The following is a 15,449-nucleotide window of genomic DNA, read 5'->3' on the forward strand; positions in this document are numbered from 1 at the left end:
ACGCGTCGGCGGTCCCGCGCGCCGTCCCGTACGATCGCCGCTCGACGATCAAAAGGGGTGGGGAGAATGAGGAACACGCCTGTCAGATGGGCGGCGCTGCCACTGCTGCTCGCGGCCCTGGCCGGCTGCCAGTCCGGCGACGGTGCGGCCGCGGACGGGAAGGCGCCGAAGCCGACGGGCACACCCGTGTACGAGGTGCGCCTCGACGACCAGCTGTCGGCCGCCTCCCGGGCGACCGCGGCGGCCGGCTCGTCCGCCTTCACCTGGACGCTCAGCTACGGCTCCGCCAGGGGCACGGCCGTGGACCGCACGACCGGCACGCAGGACTACGCGAAGGACACGGCCCACGCCGAGCGCGTCCTGGACATCCCGCGCCGCTTCCCCGAGGACGCCGCCGCCGAACTCGGCGGCCGGCCGGGCGCGAAGCCCGTGCCCGAGGTGTACGAGGTCCAGGGCAACCAGGTCGACTACCGGACGCGGCGGGGCGGCTGGCTGCGCTACTCCTCGCAGGCGGACATGGAGGTCGTCGACCTCTTCGGGCCCGTCCTCGGGCGGGCCGGTGACGCCGCTCCGTACGGCGGGACCCTCGCCGAGGTGGTGCGCGTCTCCGACCCCGAGAAGCAGCCGGCCGAGGGCGCCGACGGCAGCCGCACGTACGAGCTGCGCGTCCCGTGGCAGACGGCCGACGACGCCCTGCCGGCGAGCATCGCCGCCGCGGCCAGGTACAGCGACCGCGGCGGCCTCGTCCCGCTGACCGTCGTGCTCGACGGGCAGGGCCGGCTCACCCGCGCGAGCGCCGACTACACGTCCCTCCTGAAGTGGATGCACGAGGGCGGTGTCCTCAACGGCGTCACCTCCCTCAGGGCGGACTACACCCTCACCGGCCACGGGAGCACCGCCGTCCCCGCCCGGGCCGCGGGGAAGAGCGGCACGCTGGAGGACGCCGAGAAGGCCCTCGCCCCGCTCGCCGAGGTCGAGCCCGGCGCCTGCGCCTCCTCCGACACCGGCCTCGGCGGCAGCCTCGCCCTGGTGCGCGCCCTCCCCTGCGGGAAGGACGCCGACCTGAGGGTCTTCGGCCAGGTGAAGATCAAGGAGACCATCCGGCGGAACCCGACCGGTGTCGCCGACGAGAAGGCCGGGGAGCGCTGCCGCAGTGCCTTCCGGTCCGCGCCGGACGCCTGGGTGGCCGACGCGCGCCCGGCCGGCACGTACTTCACCTCCGGCAGCAGCTCCAGCAGCTCCTCCTACACCGGACCGGACGTCGAGATCGCGGGCGACTTCACCTGCTACGTCCGGCTCTCCGCCCCCTGACCGTTCCTCACCCCCCGACCCGCAGCAGCACCACCGACCGCCCCGCCACCGTCAGCACCTCGCCGCCCCGGTGCACCGTCGCCGGGGCGGCGGACTGCTCCTCGCGGGCGGTGTCCACGACCAGCTCGTACGACTCCGCCCACGGCGGGCCCGGCAGGCGGAAGTCGATCGGGTCGGGGCCCGCGTGGAGGACGGCGAGGAAGCTGTCGTCGGTGATGCGTTCGCCGCGCGGATCGCGGCCCGGGATGTCGCGGCCGGAGAGGTAGAGGCCCAGGGTGGCGGCGGGGGCGTACCAGTCGGGTTCCGTCATCTCCGTGCCGGACGCCGTGAACCAGGCCAGGTCGCGCAGGCCGTCCGCGCCGCGCCGGCCGGAGAAGAAGGCCCGGCGGCGCAGCACCGGGTGGCGGTGGCGCAGGGCGAGCAGCCGGCGGGTGAGCGCGAGGAGTTCGGCGCGGCCCGGTTCCTCCGGCAGGGTCCAGTCGAGCCAGCCGGTCTCGTTGTCCTGGCAGTAGGCGTTGTTGTTGCCGCCCTGGGTGCGGCCCATCTCGTCGCCCGCGACCAGCATCGGCACGCCGGTGGAGAGCAGCAGGGTGGTCATCAGGTTGCGCAGCTGGCGGCGGCGCAGCGCGTTGACGGCCGGGTCGTCGGTCTCGCCCTCCGCGCCGCAGTTCCAGGACCGGTTGTCATGGGTGCCGTCCCGGTTGCCCTCGCCGTTGGCCTCGTTGTGCTTGCGCTCGTAGGTGACCAGGTCGCGCAGGGTGAAGCCGTCGTGGGCGGTGACGAAGTTGACCGAGGCGTACGGGCGGCGCCCGCCCCAGGCGTAGAGGTCGCTGGAGCCGGAGAGGCGGTAGCCCAGGTCGCGCACGTCCGGCAGCGCGCCGCGCCAGAAGTCCCGCACGGCGTCCCGGTAGCGGTCGTTCCACTCCGTCCACAGCGGCGGGAAGGCGCCCACCTGGTAGCCGCCGTTGCCCACGTCCCAGGGCTCGGCGATCAGCTTCACCCGGCGCAGCACCGGGTCCTGCGCGATCACGGCGAGGAACGGGGACAGCATGTCGACGTCGTGCATCGACCGGGCGAGGGCGGCGGCCAGGTCGAAGCGGAAGCCGTCCACGCCCATCTCGGTCACCCAGTAGCGCAGGCTGTCGGTGATGAGCCGCAGCACCTGCGGCTGCACCACGTGCAGGGTGTTGCCGCAGCCGGTGTAGTCCGCGTAGCGCCGGGCGTCCGACTGGAGCCGGTAGTAGCCGCGGTTGTCGATGCCCTTCAGGGACAGGGTGGGGCCGAGCTCGCCGGCCTCCGCGGTGTGGTTGTAGACCACGTCGAGGATCACCTCGATGCCGGCCGCGTGCAGCGCCCGCACCATCCGCTTGAACTCGCCGACCTGCTGCCCGGTGGTGCCGGAGGAGGAGTAGGCGGCGTGCGGGGCGAAGTAGCCCACCGAGTTGTAGCCCCAGTAGTTGCGCAGGCCGCGCCGCAGCAGGTGGTCCTCGTGCGCGAACTGGTGCACCGGCAGCAGCTCGACGGCCGTCACCCCGAGCCGTACGAGGTGCTCGACCGCCGCCGGGTGGGCGAGGCCCGCGTAGGTGCCGCGCAGCCGCTCGGGGACGCCGGGGTGGCGGGCGGTGAAGCCCTTGACGTGCACCTCGTAGAGGACCGAGTCCGGCCACGGCGTCTTGGGCCTGCGGTCGTCGGACCAGTCGTCGTCGTCCTGCACGACCACGCCCTTGGGCACGTACGGGGCGGAGTCCCGCTCGTCGCGGACGGTGTCGGCGACGTGCTGCTGGGGCCAGTCGCGGACGTGCCCGTACACCTCGGGCGGCAGCGCGAACTCTCCGTCGACCGCCCGCGCGTACGGGTCGAGCAGCAGCTTCGCCGGGTTCCAGCGGGCCCCGGTCCACGGGTCCCAGCGGCCGTGCACCCGGTAGCCGTACCGCTGCCCGGGGCCGACGCCGGGCACGAAGCCGTGCCAGATCTCATGGGTCAGCTCGGTCAGCGGCAGCCGGGTCTCCGCGCCGTCCGCGTCGAACAGGCACAGCTCGACGGCCTCCGCCCCGCCCGCCCACAGCGCGAAGTTGGTGCCCGCGACCCCGCCCGGCCCCACCCGGCAGCGCGCGCCGAGCGGCGTGGGCGCGCCCGGCCACACCGCCGCCCCGCGCGGCGCGCGGGCATGCTGACGTACCGCCTCCTGCTCGGCTGCGCTCGACACCGTCCCCGCCTCCCGCGGCTCTCCCCGTGAGCGGAGCCGCGGCGTCCCGGCCGCGGCTCCCCGCACGTGGTCCTCCACCTGTTCTGCCCGCGCGGGCCCGCTCCCAACATGCCCCGCACGCACGTTTCCCCTGGAGGGTGGCCGTCGTTGGGCTGGGCGTGACTCTTGTACTGAAACGGGCGGGGTACGCCCTCGCGGTGGCGGGACTCCTGGTGGGGCTCGCGGGATGCACCGGAGGGGACGGCGGAGGCGGCGGCATCGACCTGAAGCTCCCGGGCACGGCGCGGGCCCCCGGTGACGTGATCCGGGTCAGCCCCGAGGACGGGGCCCGCGCGGTGCCGGCCGACGGGCCGGTGGAGGTGCGGGTCGACAGCGGGCGCCTGGAGCGCGTGACGGTCGTCCAGGTGGAGGACGCGCAGCGGACCGAGGTGGCGGGGGAGATCTCCGCGGACGGGCTGCGCTGGCGACCCCGCCCGGACACCCGGCTCGCGCTCGCCGCCAAGTACAGCGTGGACGCGGTCGCGCTCGACGGGCACGGGCGCCGCTCCGCCCGGCACACCACCTTCACCACCGTGGTCCCCGAGCACCGGTTCATCGGCTACTTCAAGCCGGAGAACCGTTCCACGGTCGGCGTCGGGATGATCGTCTCCTTCTCCTTCAACCGGGAGATCGAGAACCGGGCCGAGGTCGAGCGCGCCATCCGGATCACCTCCGACCCGCCGGTCGAGGTGGCCGGCCACTGGTTCGGCAAGGAGCGCCTGGACTTCCGGCCCCGGGAGTACTGGCGGCCGGGCACCCGGGTCACCGTCGAGCTGGCGCTGCGTGACGTCGAGGGCGCGCCGGGGGTGTACGGCATCCAGCGCAAGACGGTCGGCTTCACGGTGGGCCGCTCGCAGGTCTCCCTGGTCGACGCCGAGAAGCACACCATGGAGATCCACCGGGACGGCGCGCTGCTGACCACGCTGCCGATCACGGCCGGGGCGCCGAAGACCACCACGTACAACGGCAAGATGGTGGCCACCGAGCTGTACGACGTGACCCGGATGAACGGCGCCACGGTCGGCTTCGGCGGCGAGTACGACATCAAGGACGTGCCGCACGCGATCCGGCTGACCGACTCGGGCACCTTCCTGCACGGCAACTACTGGGCCTCCGCCTCGACCTTCGGCTCGGCCAACGTCAGCCACGGCTGCGTGGGCCTGCGGGACGTGAAGGGCGGCGGGTCGGACACCCCGGCCGGCTGGTTCTTCGACCGGACGCTCATCGGGGACGTGGTCGAGGTGGTGAACTCCAAGGACAAGCAGGTCGCGCCGGACAACGGCCTGGGCGGCTGGAACCTGGACTGGGCCCGGTGGAAGGCCGGCTCGGCGCTGGGCTGACCCCTTCGCGTGCCGCCCGGGGCGCCCGCGGCGCCCCTGCTTCCGCCGTATCACGCCAACTGGGACTGAACGGTGACATGTACGAGGAACTTTCGTGTCCTGCGGTGTGATTAATTAACGCCGTGTGCGCGTGAGGATGCGCATTGGGGGTGGGGCCCGGGCGTCGCCGGGTCGTGCGAGGGGAGAACACCATAGTGAACGGGCAGCCGATATCCGCACCGGCCGCGGGCCGACGGCGCCGTGGCGCCCGCGCCCGTCTGGGCGCCCTGGCGACGGGGACGCTGCTCCTCGTCCTGACGGCCTGCGGCGGCGGGGGCACCGACGCCGGGGCGAGCGGGGGCAAGGACGGCGGCGCCGACGGCGGCAAGCAGGAGATCGCGGCCTCCCAGGCGGTCGTGAACATCACGCCGAAGGACGGCGCGGACGCCGTGGCGACCAGCGGGGCGCTGAAGGTGACGGCCCAGCAGGGCAAGCTGACCACGGTCACCGTCGCGGACACCGAGGGCAACCCGGTCGAGGGCCGGCTCGCCGCCGACGGCACGAGCTGGGAGCCGGTGGGCCACCTGGCGGCCAGCACCCAGTACAAGGTGCACGCCATCGCCAAGGACGCCGAGGGCCGCGAGTCGGCGAAGGACACCACCTTCTCGACCCTGACCCCGAAGAACACCTTCATCGGCCACTACACGCCGGAGAACGGGCAGACCGTCGGCGTCGGCATGCCGGTGTCCATCAACTTCACCCGGGGCATCACGAACCCGGAGGCCGTCGAGCGCGCCATCACGGTGACGGCGGAGCCGGCCGTGGAGATCGAGGGCCACTGGTTCGGCAACGACCGCCTCGACTTCCGGCCCGAGGAGTACTGGGCCGCGGGCACCAAGGTGACCGTGAAGCTGAACCTGGACGGCGTCGAGGGCCGCCCGGGCGTCTACGGCAAGCAGAAGAAGACCTTCTCCTTCACCATCGGACGCCGTCAGGTCTCCACGGTGGACGCCTCCGCGAAGACCATGAAGGTCGAGCGCGACGGCAAGATCATCAAGACCCTGCCGATCACCGCGGGCGCGCCGTCCACGACGACGTACAACGGTCAGATGGTCATCAGCGAGAAGTTCAAGGTGACCCGGATGAACGGCGCCACCGTGGGCTTCGGCGGCGAGTACGACATCAAGGACGTGCCGCACGCGATGCGCCTGTCCACCTCGGGCACCTTCGTGCACGGCAACTACTGGGCCTCCGCCTCGACCTTCGGCTCGGCCAACGTCAGCCACGGCTGCGTCGGTCTGCGCGACGCCCGGGGCGCCGGGGACTCCTCGACGCCGGCCGCCTGGTTCTACGACAGCTCGATCATCGGTGACGTGGTCGTGGTGAAGAACTCCAAGGACAAGCAGATCCAGCCCGACAACGGCCTCAACGGCTGGAACATGGACTGGTCGGAGTGGAAGGCCTGAGCGCCTGACGTTCCGTGAGGGCCCCGGTGCGGTTGTGACCAACCGCACCGGGGCCCTTCGCGTTAACGGCGGCTAACCTTCGGACCATGACTGTGAACCTCGAAGTCGCCGAAGGCGTCGGCACGATCCGCCTCGACCGTCCCCCGATGAACGCCCTGGACATCGCCACCCAGGACCGGCTGCGCGAGCTGGCCGAGGAGGCCACCGACCGCGACGACGTGCGGGCCGTGGTCCTCTACGGCGGCGAGAAGGTGTTCGCGGCCGGCGCGGACATCAAGGAGATGCAGGTCATGGACCACGCGGCCATGGTCAAGCGGTCCCGGGCGCTGCAGGACTCCTTCACCGCCATCGCCCGCATCCCCAAGCCGGTCGTCGCGGCCGTCACCGGGTACGCGCTCGGCGGCGGCTGCGAGCTGGCGCTGTGCGCCGACTACCGGATCGCCGCGGACAACGCGAAGCTGGGCCAGCCGGAGATCCTGCTCGGCCTGATCCCCGGGGCCGGCGGCACCCAGCGCCTGTCCCGGCTCATCGGCCCGTCCAGGGCCAAGGACCTCATCTTCACCGGCCGCATGGTGAAGGCCGACGAGGCCCTGCGGCTCGGCCTGGTGGACCGGGTGGTCCCGGCCGCCGAGGTCTACGAGCAGGCGCACGCCTGGGCCGCGAAGCTGGCCCAGGGGCCGGCCATCGCGCTGCGCGCCGCGAAGGAGGCGATCGACCAGGGTCTGGAGGCGGACATCGACACCGGCCTCGCCATCGAGCGCACCTGGTTCGCCGGCCTGTTCGCCACCGAGGACCGCGAGCGCGGCATGCGCAGCTTCGTCGAGGAGGGTCCGGGCAAGGCGAAGTTCGTCTGAGCGGATCCGGCCGGCCCGGTGTCCGGTTCCGGCCGATCCCGACCGCGTACGGACTGACTTTGGCATATGCCGGAGTCAGTCTCGCGGAATTGTCGATTCCGAGGGGGCGAATCCCCCGGAACGGCCCCGCGCCGGGGCTCCGTGCGGCCATGATGGGGGACATGGCGGGCCTGGAGGGTACGGATCAACCGCGGCAGCGCGGCGGCGCGACCGCCGCCCGGTGGGCACCGGGCGCCGAGGACGAACAGGCCGCGGAAGCGCTGCGCTGGTACGGGAATCCGGCCGAGGAGGACGCCCGGCTGCCGTCCCGGCCGGAGTCCGCGGCGGTCGCCCGCCGGCTCACGCAGTGGGTGATACTGCGCCACTGGGGGCTCTCCCCGCAGATCGCCGAGCACGCGGTGCTGCTCGTCTCCGAACTCGTCGGCAACGCCGTCCGGCACACCGGCGCCCGGGTCTTCGCGCTGCGCCTGCAGCGCCGCCGCGGCTGGATCCGGGTCGAGGTGCGCGACCCCTCGCGCGGGCTGCCCTGTCTGATGCCGGTGCACGAACTGGACGTCAGCGGGCGGGGCCTCTTCCTCGTCGACAAGCTCTCCGACCGCTGGGGCGTCGACCTCGCCCCGCGCGGCAAGACCACCTGGTTCGAGATGCGGGTCAGCGACCGCTAGGCCGCTTCTTCCCGGATGCACGAAAGCCCCCGTCCGCCGGGGTACGGCGCCTGGGGGGCTCTCGTGTGGTGCGCCGCGGAATAGGGGGGTGTATCCGCGGCCGCTTCGACGACCTGGCCCGGGTCAATGGGGGTCGTGTCATCGACTATGGCAGACGGGGGACCGCTACGCCAAAAGTCCCTACTGGGGCAGATTCGGGCAAAGCGGGACTATTCATCTATGAATCATTGGTGACGTACAGCACTGACCTTGCAAAGCGTGAATAGGTATGGCGTTCATCGAGTGTTTCCTCGGTGTGTCCGCATGATGGACGGCTGATGGCGACCCGCAAACGTCCTGAAACGGCTCAATCGTCACCTTTCGGTCCCAGGGCTCCTTAAATGGTCCCGTGATGCCGACCGACCGCCGCGGTGCCCTCCGGGCGGGCGCGGCCACCGCCCTCGCGGGAGCCCTCGCCACCGCCTGCGGCACCGAGCCCCGCCCCGCCGCCCCGCCGCCCGAACGCGCTGCCCCCGCGGCCCCCGCCGCCGCGCCCGCGCCCCGCCGCTGGCCCGGCCGGCCCGCCGAGATCACCCATGGACCGCGCACGCACCCCCGGGTCGCCCTCACCTTCCACGGCCAGGGCGACCCCGCCCTCGCCCGCGCGATCCTCGACGGCGCCGAACGGGCCGGCGCCCGGATCACCGTCCTCGCCGTCGGCAGCTGGCTCGACCAGCACCCCGAGATGGCCCGGCGGATCCTCGACGGCGGCCACGACCTCGGCAACCACACCCAGCGCCACCTCGACATCAGCGCCATGACCGAGGACGAGGCCTTCGCCGAGATCGACGCCTGCGCCGGCCGGCTGCGCCGCCTCACCGGCTCCGTCGGCAGCTGGTTCCGGCCCTCCCGCACCCCGCACGCCACCGCGACCGTGCTGCGCGCCGCCCGCCGGGCCGGCTACCCGCACGCCCTCTCGTACGACGTCGACTCCCTCGACTTCACCTCGCCCGGGCCCGCGGCCGTCGTCGCCCACGCCACCGGGCGGATCAGCGCCGGCTCGGTGGTCAGCCTCCACTTCGGCTACCCGGACACCGTCGCCGCGCTGCCCCTCCTCCTCGCCGACCTCGACCGCCGCGGCCTGAAGGCGGTCACCACCACGGAGCTGCTGAGCTGATGCCGAACCCCCCGCGCCGCACCAAGGCCGTCCTCGCCGCCACCGCCCTGCTGCTCGGCCTCGCCGCCTGCGGCGGCCCCCGCCCCGCGCCCCCGCACCCCAGCGCCACCCCCACCAAGGCCGCCGCGCCCAAGCCGGCCGCCGCGCCCGCCGGGCTGCCCGGCATGCCGCCGCCGCTCCGCCCCGACGACGTCTACGCCGCCGACCGGCCGAACGCGCTCTCCCCGGTCGTCAAGGGCTTCCCGTCCCGGGTCTACGTCCCCAACACCAACTCCAACACGGTCTCCGTCATCGACCCCGCCACCTACAAGGTCGTCGAGACCATCCCCGTCGGCACCCAGCCCCAGCACGTCGTCCCGTCCTGGGACCTCAAGACCCTCTGGGTCAACAACAACCGCGGCCACACCCTCACCCCGATCGACCCGGCCACCGGCGTCGCGGGCAAGCCGGTCGAGGTGCACGACCCGTACAACCTCTACTTCACCCCGAACGGGCGGTACGCCGTCGTCATGGCCTCGCTCGACCGCGAGTTGGTCTTCCGCGACCCGCACACCATGGAGCGCAGGAAGACCGTCCCGGTCAGCTGTTACGGCGTCAACCACGCCGACTTCTCGGCCGACGGGCGCTACTTCGTCGTCTCCTGCGAGTTCTCCGGCGAACTCCTCAAGGTCGACACCGAGCGGATGGAGGTCGTCGGCCAGCAGAAACTGCCCTTCCAGGGCGCCATGCCACAGGACGTCAAGATCTCCCCGGACGGCAGGACCTTCTACATCGCCGACATGATGGCCCACGGCATGTGGGTGCTCGACGGCGAGAAGTTCACCACCCCCACCCTGCTGCCCACCGGCAAGGGCTGCCACGGCCTCTACGTCTCCCGCGACTCCCGGGAGATGTACGTCTCCAACCGCGGCGAGGGCACGGTCTCGGTCTTCGACTTCACCAAGAACGCCCTCACCAAGAAGTGGAAGCTCCCCGACGGCGGATCCCCCGACATGGGCGGGGTCTCCGCCGACGGCAAGGTGCTGTGGCTCTCCGGCCGCTACGACTCCGAGGTCTACGCGATCGACACCGCCACCGGCCGCCAGCTCGCCCGCATCCCGGTCGGCAGCGGCCCGCACGGCCTCGCGGTCTACCCCCAGCCCGGCCGCTACTCCCTGGGCCACACGGGCATCTTCCGTTAGTGGGGGAGGCTCGGTTCACCTCCGCCCGGGTGGTCCCAGGTGGCTCAGCCGGCCGTCAGCAGCGCCTCCGAGCCGACCGGGCGGTAGCCGGCCGCCTGGAAGACGCGGACGCTGCGGGCGTTGCCGGGGGACTGCTGGGACCAGACCACCGGGTCCGGGGTGAGGTGGCGGGCCGCCGTGGCCAGGGCGCGGCCCAGGCCCCGGTGGCGGGCGTCCTCGTCGACCTCGATCGCCACCTCCGTCCGGCCCGCCACGCCCCGGCCCAGGGTCAGCAGCCCGCCCTCGGTGGCCCACACCCGCACCTCGTCGCGGTACTTCAGGGCCCTGGCCACCCGCGGGTGGTCCTGGTCGTGGATCTCCCGGAGCGGCAGCTCCGGGGCGCCGGGCAGCGCGTCCGCGACCGTCAGCAGGTCGATCGTGTTCATGGAGCGGCCCGAGCGGGCGGTGAGCGCCGTCAGGAAGCCCGGGGTCATGCTCGCCACCAGCGGGTCCGTCGAGGCCCGGGCGAGCTCCGCCCGGATCCAGTCCGGGTCCTCGTCCAGGAACACCACCGAGTGCGCCGTGAAGGACAGCACCCCGGCGTCCCGCCCGCTCGGCTGCGGGACGATCGTCGTCGAACCGTCCGGCGGGGGGAACTCCCCGCGCGCCGCCGCCGCCAGTATCCGTGCCACCTCGCTGCTCATACCGCCATCATCCGTCACGCGCGCGCCCGCTAATCTGACCCCCGACAATCGAGCACCATGAAGGGGCGGAAACAGTGGCGGACATCGAGTCGGCGCGCACGGCATTCAACAAGTTCGACGTGGACGGGGACGGCTTCATCACGGCCGCCGAGTACAAGCACGTCATGGCCGAGATGGGCGACTTCCACGTGACCGAGACGGTCGCCGAGGCGCTCATCAAGCAGCGCGACGCCAACGGCGACGGCAAGCTCTCCTGGGACGAGTTCTGGTCCCACCTCAGCAAGGCCTGAGCCAGGGCCTGACCCGTCCCGGGGCGCGGGCGGGCGGCTCCGTACGACCATGCGTACGTACGCGAGTTGCCGCCCGTCCGGCCCCCGGTGACGATCGTCCGGTGAGCCTCCCCGGACCCCTCGGCACCCCGATCCGACGGACGGCGGCCGTCCTCGCGTTACTCGCCGTCCTCACCGTCGCCCTGCTCGGCGTCTCGCTGGCCCAGACCGGCACCGGCGAGCTGGAGATCCCCGCCGCCGGCGCGATCACGCTGCTGCGGCTCCTCGTCCTCGTGGCGCTCGCCGTCCAGATCGGCGAGCTCGCCGGCGCCCGGCTGGCCGGTGAGGGCCCGCTGCCGCGCCGCTGGTCCGTCCCGGCCGCCACGACCGGCTGCGCCGCCTCCGCCGGCCTGCTCGTCCTGCTCGCCTGGCTCAGCGGCCTGGGCCTCGGCACCGCCTCCGGGCTCCGTGAGGGCCGGCTCCTGCTGGTCACCGCCAACGCGCTGGGGCTCGCCGCGCTGTGCGCCGCCACCCGGCGCCCCGCCCTCGCCGTCGCGCCGCTCGCGGTCGCCGTCGGCGCCGAGGCGATGCGCGCCCACCCCGAGGCGTACACCCCGGCGATCGGCGTCACCCTCACCGTGGTCCATCTGACCGCCGCCTCGCTGTGGTGCGGCAGCCTGCTCTACGTGCTGCGCACCATGCGGCTGCGCGGCTGGGGCCGGGACGTGCTGATGCGCTACGCCCGGATGGCCGCCGTGGTCTTCGCCGCGCTCGCCGTCACCGGCACCTGCTCCACGCTGCGCCGGCTGCCCCTGGACGGGGTGTTCACCACCGCGTACGGCAGGGTCCTGCTGGTGAAGCTGGCGCTGTTCGGGCTGACCGCCCTGCTCGCGCTGACCGCCCGCCACCGCATGCTGCACGCCGCCGACCCGGAGCCGCCGGCCCGGGTCGAGCTGGCGGTCCTCGGCCTCGTGGTGCTGGTCTCGGCGCTGCTCACCGTGGTCCCGGACCCGCACTGGCTGCTGCCCTGACGGGCCGGGACCGCGGCCCGGCTCAGCGGCCGCGGGTGCTCAGCACTCGATGATGTTGACGGCGAGACCGCCGCGGGCCGTCTCCTTGTACTTGACGGACATGTCCGCGCCGGTCTCCTTCATGGTCTTGATGACCTTGTCGAGGGAGACCAGGTGGCTGCCGTCGCCGCGCATCGACATCTTCGCCGCCGTGACGGCCTTGACCGCCGCCATGCCGTTGCGCTCGATGCACGGGATCTGGACCAGGCCGCCGACCGGGTCGCAGGTGAGGCCCAGGTTGTGCTCCATGCCGATCTCGGCCGCGTTCTCCACCTGCTCGGGGGAGCCGCCGAGGACCTCGGCGAGGGCGCCGGCGGCCATGGAGCAGGCGGAGCCGACCTCGCCCTGGCAGCCGACCTCGGCGCCGGAGATCGAGGCGTTCTCCTTGAAGAGCATGCCGATGGCGCCGGCCGCGAGGAGGAAGCGGACCACGCCGTCCTCGTCCGCGCCCGGGACGAAGTTCATGTAGTAGTGCAGGACCGCCGGGATGATGCCCGCGGCACCGTTCGTCGGGGCGGTGACCACCCGGCCGCCGGCCGCGTTCTCCTCGTTCACGGCCATCGCGTAGAGGGTGATCCACTCCATCGCGTGCGCGGCCGGGTCGCCCTCGGAGCGCAGCTTGCGGGCGGAGGTGGCGGCCCGGCGGCGGACCTTCAGGCCGCCCGGCAGGATGCCCTCGCGGGACATGCCGCGCGAGACGCAGGCCTGCATGACCCGCCAGATGTCGAGGAGCCCGGAGCGGATCTCCTCCTCGGTGCGCCAGGCCTTCTCGTTCTCCAGCATCAGGGAGGAGATCGACAGGCCCGTGTCCTTGGTGAGGCGGAGCAGCTCGTCGCCGGTGCGGAAGGGGTACTTCAGGACGGTGTCGTCCGGGATGATCGGGTTCTCGCCGGCCACCGCGTCCTCGTCGACGACGAAGCCGCCGCCGACCGAGTAGTAGGTCTTCTCCAGGACCAGGGCGCCCTCGGCGTCGTACGCGAAGACCGTCATGCCGTTGGCGTGGTAGGGCAGGGCCTTGCGGCGGTGCAGGATCAGGTCGTCGTCGAACGAGAACGGGATCTCGTGGGCGCCGAGCAGGTTGATCCGGCCGCTCTGCTTGATGCGCTCGAACTCGTCGTCGGCGGTCTCCACGTCCACCGTGCGCGGGGAGTGGCCCTCCAGACCGAGCAGCACCGCCTTCGGGGTGCCGTGGCCGTGGCCGGTCGCGCCGAGCGAGCCGTAGAGCTCGGCCCGTATCGAGGCGGTGTGGGCGAGCAGCCCCTCGTTCTTCAGCCGGCGGGCGAACATCCGGGCGGCGCGCATCGGGCCCACCGTGTGGGAGCTCGACGGACCGATGCCGATCGAGAACAGGTCGAAGACCGAGATGGCCACAGGGGACTCCTTGTGGGGGCTGGACGCCGTTGTCTGCCGGGGTGGAGCAGAAAGGCTGAACACGGGGCGGGGCACCGCGCCCACTGTCCAGTGTGCGCGGTGCCCCGGGGATGTCGTACGAACGAGACCGGAACTAAATCGTACGAAACTACTTCAGGCCGGGGTACAGCGGGTGCTTGTCGGCCAGCGCCGTCACCCGGGCCTTCAGCGCCTCGGCGTCGAAGCCGGGCTTGAGGGTCTCGGCGATCACGTCGGCGACCTCGCGGAAGTCCTCGGCCGTGAAGCCGCGGGTGGCGAGGGCCGGCGTGCCGATGCGCAGGCCGGAGGTGACCATCGGCGGGCGCGGGTCGTTCGGAACGGCGTTCCGGTTGACCGTGATGCCCACCTCGTGCAGCCGGTCCTCGGCCTGCTGGCCGTCCAGCTCGCTGTCGCGCAGGTCCACCAGGAGCAGGTGCACGTCGGTGCCGCCGGACAGCACGGACACGCCGTGCTCCTTGACGTCGTCCTGGACCAGGCGCTCGGCGATGATCCGGGCGCCCTCCAGGGTGCGCTCCTGGCGCTCCTTGAACTCCTCCGAGGCCGCGACCTTGAAGGAGACGGCCTTGGCCGCGATCACGTGCTCCAGCGGGCCGCCCTGGAAGCCGGGGAAGACCGAGGAGTTCAGCTTCTTCGCGAACTCCTTCTTCGCCAGGATGATGCCGCCGCGCGGGCCGCCGAGCGTCTTGTGCGTGGTGGAGGTCACCACGTCCGCGTACTCGACCGGGTTCGGGTGCAGACCGGCCGCGACCAGGCCCGCGAAGTGGGCCATGTCGACCCACAGGTAGGCCTCGACCTCGTCGGCGATCCGGCGGAACTCCGCGAAGTCCAGCTGGCGCGGGTACGCCGACCAGCCGGCGATGATCACCTTCGGGCGGTGCTCCTTGGCGAGGCGCTCGACCTCGGCCATGTCGACCAGGCCGTTCTCGTCCACGTGGTACGCGACCACGTTGAACTGCTTGCCCGAGAAGTTCAGGCGCATGCCGTGCGTGAGGTGGCCGCCGTGCGCCAGGTCGAGGCCGAGGATCGTGTCGCCGGGCTGGGCGATCGCGAACAGCGCGGCCTGGTTGGCGGAGGCGCCGGAGTGCGGCTGCACGTTGGCGTACTCGGCGCCGAACAGGTCCTTGATCCGGTCGATCGCGATCTGCTCGGCCACGTCGACGTGCTCGCAGCCGCCGTAGTAGCGGCGGCCCGGGTAGCCCTCGGCGTACTTGTTGGTGAGGACCGAGCCCTGGGCCTCCATGACCGCGACCGGAGCGAAGTTCTCCGAGGCGATCATCTCGAGGGTGGACTGCTGGCGGCGGAGCTCGGCGTCGACGGCGGCGGCGACGTCCGGGTCCAGCTCGTGGAGAGGGGTGTTCAGAAGCGACATGAATCGATCCCTAGGGGGTCTCGGTTAGCCGGCGGTGAAGGCGGTGTACTCGTCGGCGGAGAGCAGGTCGTCCGGCTCGCCCTCGATGCGCACCTTGAACAGCCAGCCACCCTCGAACGGGGCGGAGTTCACCAGCGACGGGTCGTCCACGACGTCCTGGTTGGCCGCGACGACCTCGCCGGTCACCGGGGCGTACAGGTCGCTGACGGACTTGGTCGACTCCAGCTCACCACAGGACTCGCCGGCGGTGACGGTGTCACCGACCTCCGGGAGCTGCACGAAGACGACGTCGCCCAGGGCGTTGGCCGCGTGCTCGGTGATGCCGACCGTGGCGACGCCGTCCTCGACGGCCGACAGCCACTCGTGCTCCTTGCTGTAGCGAAGCTGCTGGGGGTTGCTCATGACCTGATTCTCCTGGATGCGGGGAGTGCGGATGTACGGGGGTCTTGCG

At 72.5% G+C, this 15,449-nt stretch carries 14 protein-coding genes; 9 read left to right on the plus strand and 5 right to left on the minus strand.

The window, feature by feature from the left end:
• Window positions 1-66 precede the first annotated feature (66 nt).
• Window positions 67-1,311, plus strand: a complete 1,245-nt coding sequence (locus tag ACIGW2_RS05995) for a hypothetical protein (protein WP_399841383.1) — start codon at window positions 67-69, stop codon at window positions 1,309-1,311.
• A 7-nt stretch (window positions 1,312-1,318) separates the two neighbouring features.
• Here ACIGW2_RS05995 and glgX read toward each other — a convergent pair whose 3' ends face one another.
• Window positions 1,319-3,517, minus strand: coding sequence for a glycogen debranching protein GlgX (gene glgX / locus ACIGW2_RS06000; protein ID WP_391652591.1), 2,199 nt, complete (start codon window positions 3,515-3,517; stop codon window positions 1,319-1,321).
• A 158-nt stretch (window positions 3,518-3,675) separates the two neighbouring features.
• Here glgX and ACIGW2_RS06005 point away from each other — a divergent pair, with 158 nt between their 5' ends.
• From ACIGW2_RS06005 to ACIGW2_RS06030, 6 genes are all read left to right on the plus strand, one after another.
• Window positions 3,676-4,896 (plus strand): Ig-like domain-containing protein, encoded by a 1,221-nt coding sequence (locus ACIGW2_RS06005; RefSeq protein WP_361579613.1) that lies wholly within the window; start codon window positions 3,676-3,678, stop codon window positions 4,894-4,896.
• 194 nt (window positions 4,897-5,090) lie between these two features.
• Complete coding sequence (locus ACIGW2_RS06010) at window positions 5,091-6,341, plus strand: Ig-like domain-containing protein (RefSeq protein WP_361579615.1); 1,251 nt, start codon at window positions 5,091-5,093, stop codon at window positions 6,339-6,341.
• An 86-nt stretch (window positions 6,342-6,427) separates the two neighbouring features.
• The gene (locus tag ACIGW2_RS06015) at window positions 6,428-7,195 is read left to right on the plus strand and encodes an enoyl-CoA hydratase/isomerase family protein (protein WP_391652592.1); all 768 of its coding nucleotides are present in this window, start codon (window positions 6,428-6,430) and stop codon (window positions 7,193-7,195) included.
• A 161-nt stretch (window positions 7,196-7,356) separates the two neighbouring features.
• Window positions 7,357-7,860, plus strand: coding sequence for an ATP-binding protein (locus tag ACIGW2_RS06020; protein ID WP_391652593.1), 504 nt, complete (start codon window positions 7,357-7,359; stop codon window positions 7,858-7,860).
• A 388-nt stretch (window positions 7,861-8,248) separates the two neighbouring features.
• Window positions 8,249-9,016, plus strand: coding sequence for a polysaccharide deacetylase family protein (locus ACIGW2_RS06025; protein ID WP_391652594.1), 768 nt, complete (start codon window positions 8,249-8,251; stop codon window positions 9,014-9,016).
• Window positions 9,016-10,197 carry a YncE family protein gene (locus ACIGW2_RS06030; protein WP_391652595.1) on the plus strand — a complete coding sequence of 394 codons (1,182 nt, stop codon included), beginning with the start codon at window positions 9,016-9,018 and terminating at the stop codon, window positions 10,195-10,197. Before ACIGW2_RS06025 ends, ACIGW2_RS06030 begins: the two co-directional genes overlap by 1 nt.
• 44 nt (window positions 10,198-10,241) lie before the next feature.
• Here ACIGW2_RS06030 and ACIGW2_RS06035 read toward each other — a convergent pair whose 3' ends face one another.
• Window positions 10,242-10,880 carry a GNAT family N-acetyltransferase gene (locus ACIGW2_RS06035; RefSeq protein WP_391652596.1) on the minus strand — a complete coding sequence of 213 codons (639 nt, stop codon included), beginning with the start codon at window positions 10,878-10,880 and terminating at the stop codon, window positions 10,242-10,244.
• A 74-nt stretch (window positions 10,881-10,954) separates the two neighbouring features.
• Here ACIGW2_RS06035 and ACIGW2_RS06040 point away from each other — a divergent pair, with 74 nt between their 5' ends.
• Together ACIGW2_RS06040 and ACIGW2_RS06045 are read left to right on the plus strand one after the other, a co-directional pair.
• On the plus strand, window positions 10,955-11,170 hold the full coding sequence (locus ACIGW2_RS06040; protein WP_356068135.1) for an EF-hand domain-containing protein: 216 nt from the start codon (window positions 10,955-10,957) through the stop codon (window positions 11,168-11,170).
• A 101-nt stretch (window positions 11,171-11,271) separates the two neighbouring features.
• The gene (locus ACIGW2_RS06045; RefSeq protein WP_399841389.1) at window positions 11,272-12,180 is read left to right on the plus strand and encodes a CopD family protein; all 909 of its coding nucleotides are present in this window, start codon (window positions 11,272-11,274) and stop codon (window positions 12,178-12,180) included.
• Between the two features lie 39 nt (window positions 12,181-12,219).
• On the opposite strand, the gene ACIGW2_RS06050 is transcribed toward ACIGW2_RS06045, so the two are convergent.
• The 3 genes from ACIGW2_RS06050 to gcvH all read right to left on the minus strand — a co-directional run bounded on the left by ACIGW2_RS06050 (window position 12,220) and on the right by gcvH (window position 15,400).
• Window positions 12,220-13,590, minus strand: coding sequence for an L-serine ammonia-lyase (locus tag ACIGW2_RS06050; RefSeq protein ID WP_391652598.1), 1,371 nt, complete (start codon window positions 13,588-13,590; stop codon window positions 12,220-12,222).
• Between the two features lie 148 nt (window positions 13,591-13,738).
• Window positions 13,739-14,998, minus strand: coding sequence for a serine hydroxymethyltransferase (gene glyA / locus ACIGW2_RS06055; protein ID WP_356068140.1), 1,260 nt, complete (start codon window positions 14,996-14,998; stop codon window positions 13,739-13,741).
• 24 nt (window positions 14,999-15,022) lie between these two features.
• Window positions 15,023-15,400 (minus strand): glycine cleavage system protein GcvH, encoded by a 378-nt coding sequence (gene gcvH / locus ACIGW2_RS06060; RefSeq protein WP_391652600.1) that lies wholly within the window; start codon window positions 15,398-15,400, stop codon window positions 15,023-15,025.
• Between the last annotated feature and the right edge of the window lie 49 nt (window positions 15,401-15,449).

Origin of the sequence: Streptomyces sp. NPDC053541, from assembly GCF_044544705.1 — a bacterium.
Taxonomy (GTDB): Bacteria; Actinomycetota; Actinomycetes; order Streptomycetales; family Streptomycetaceae; genus Streptomyces.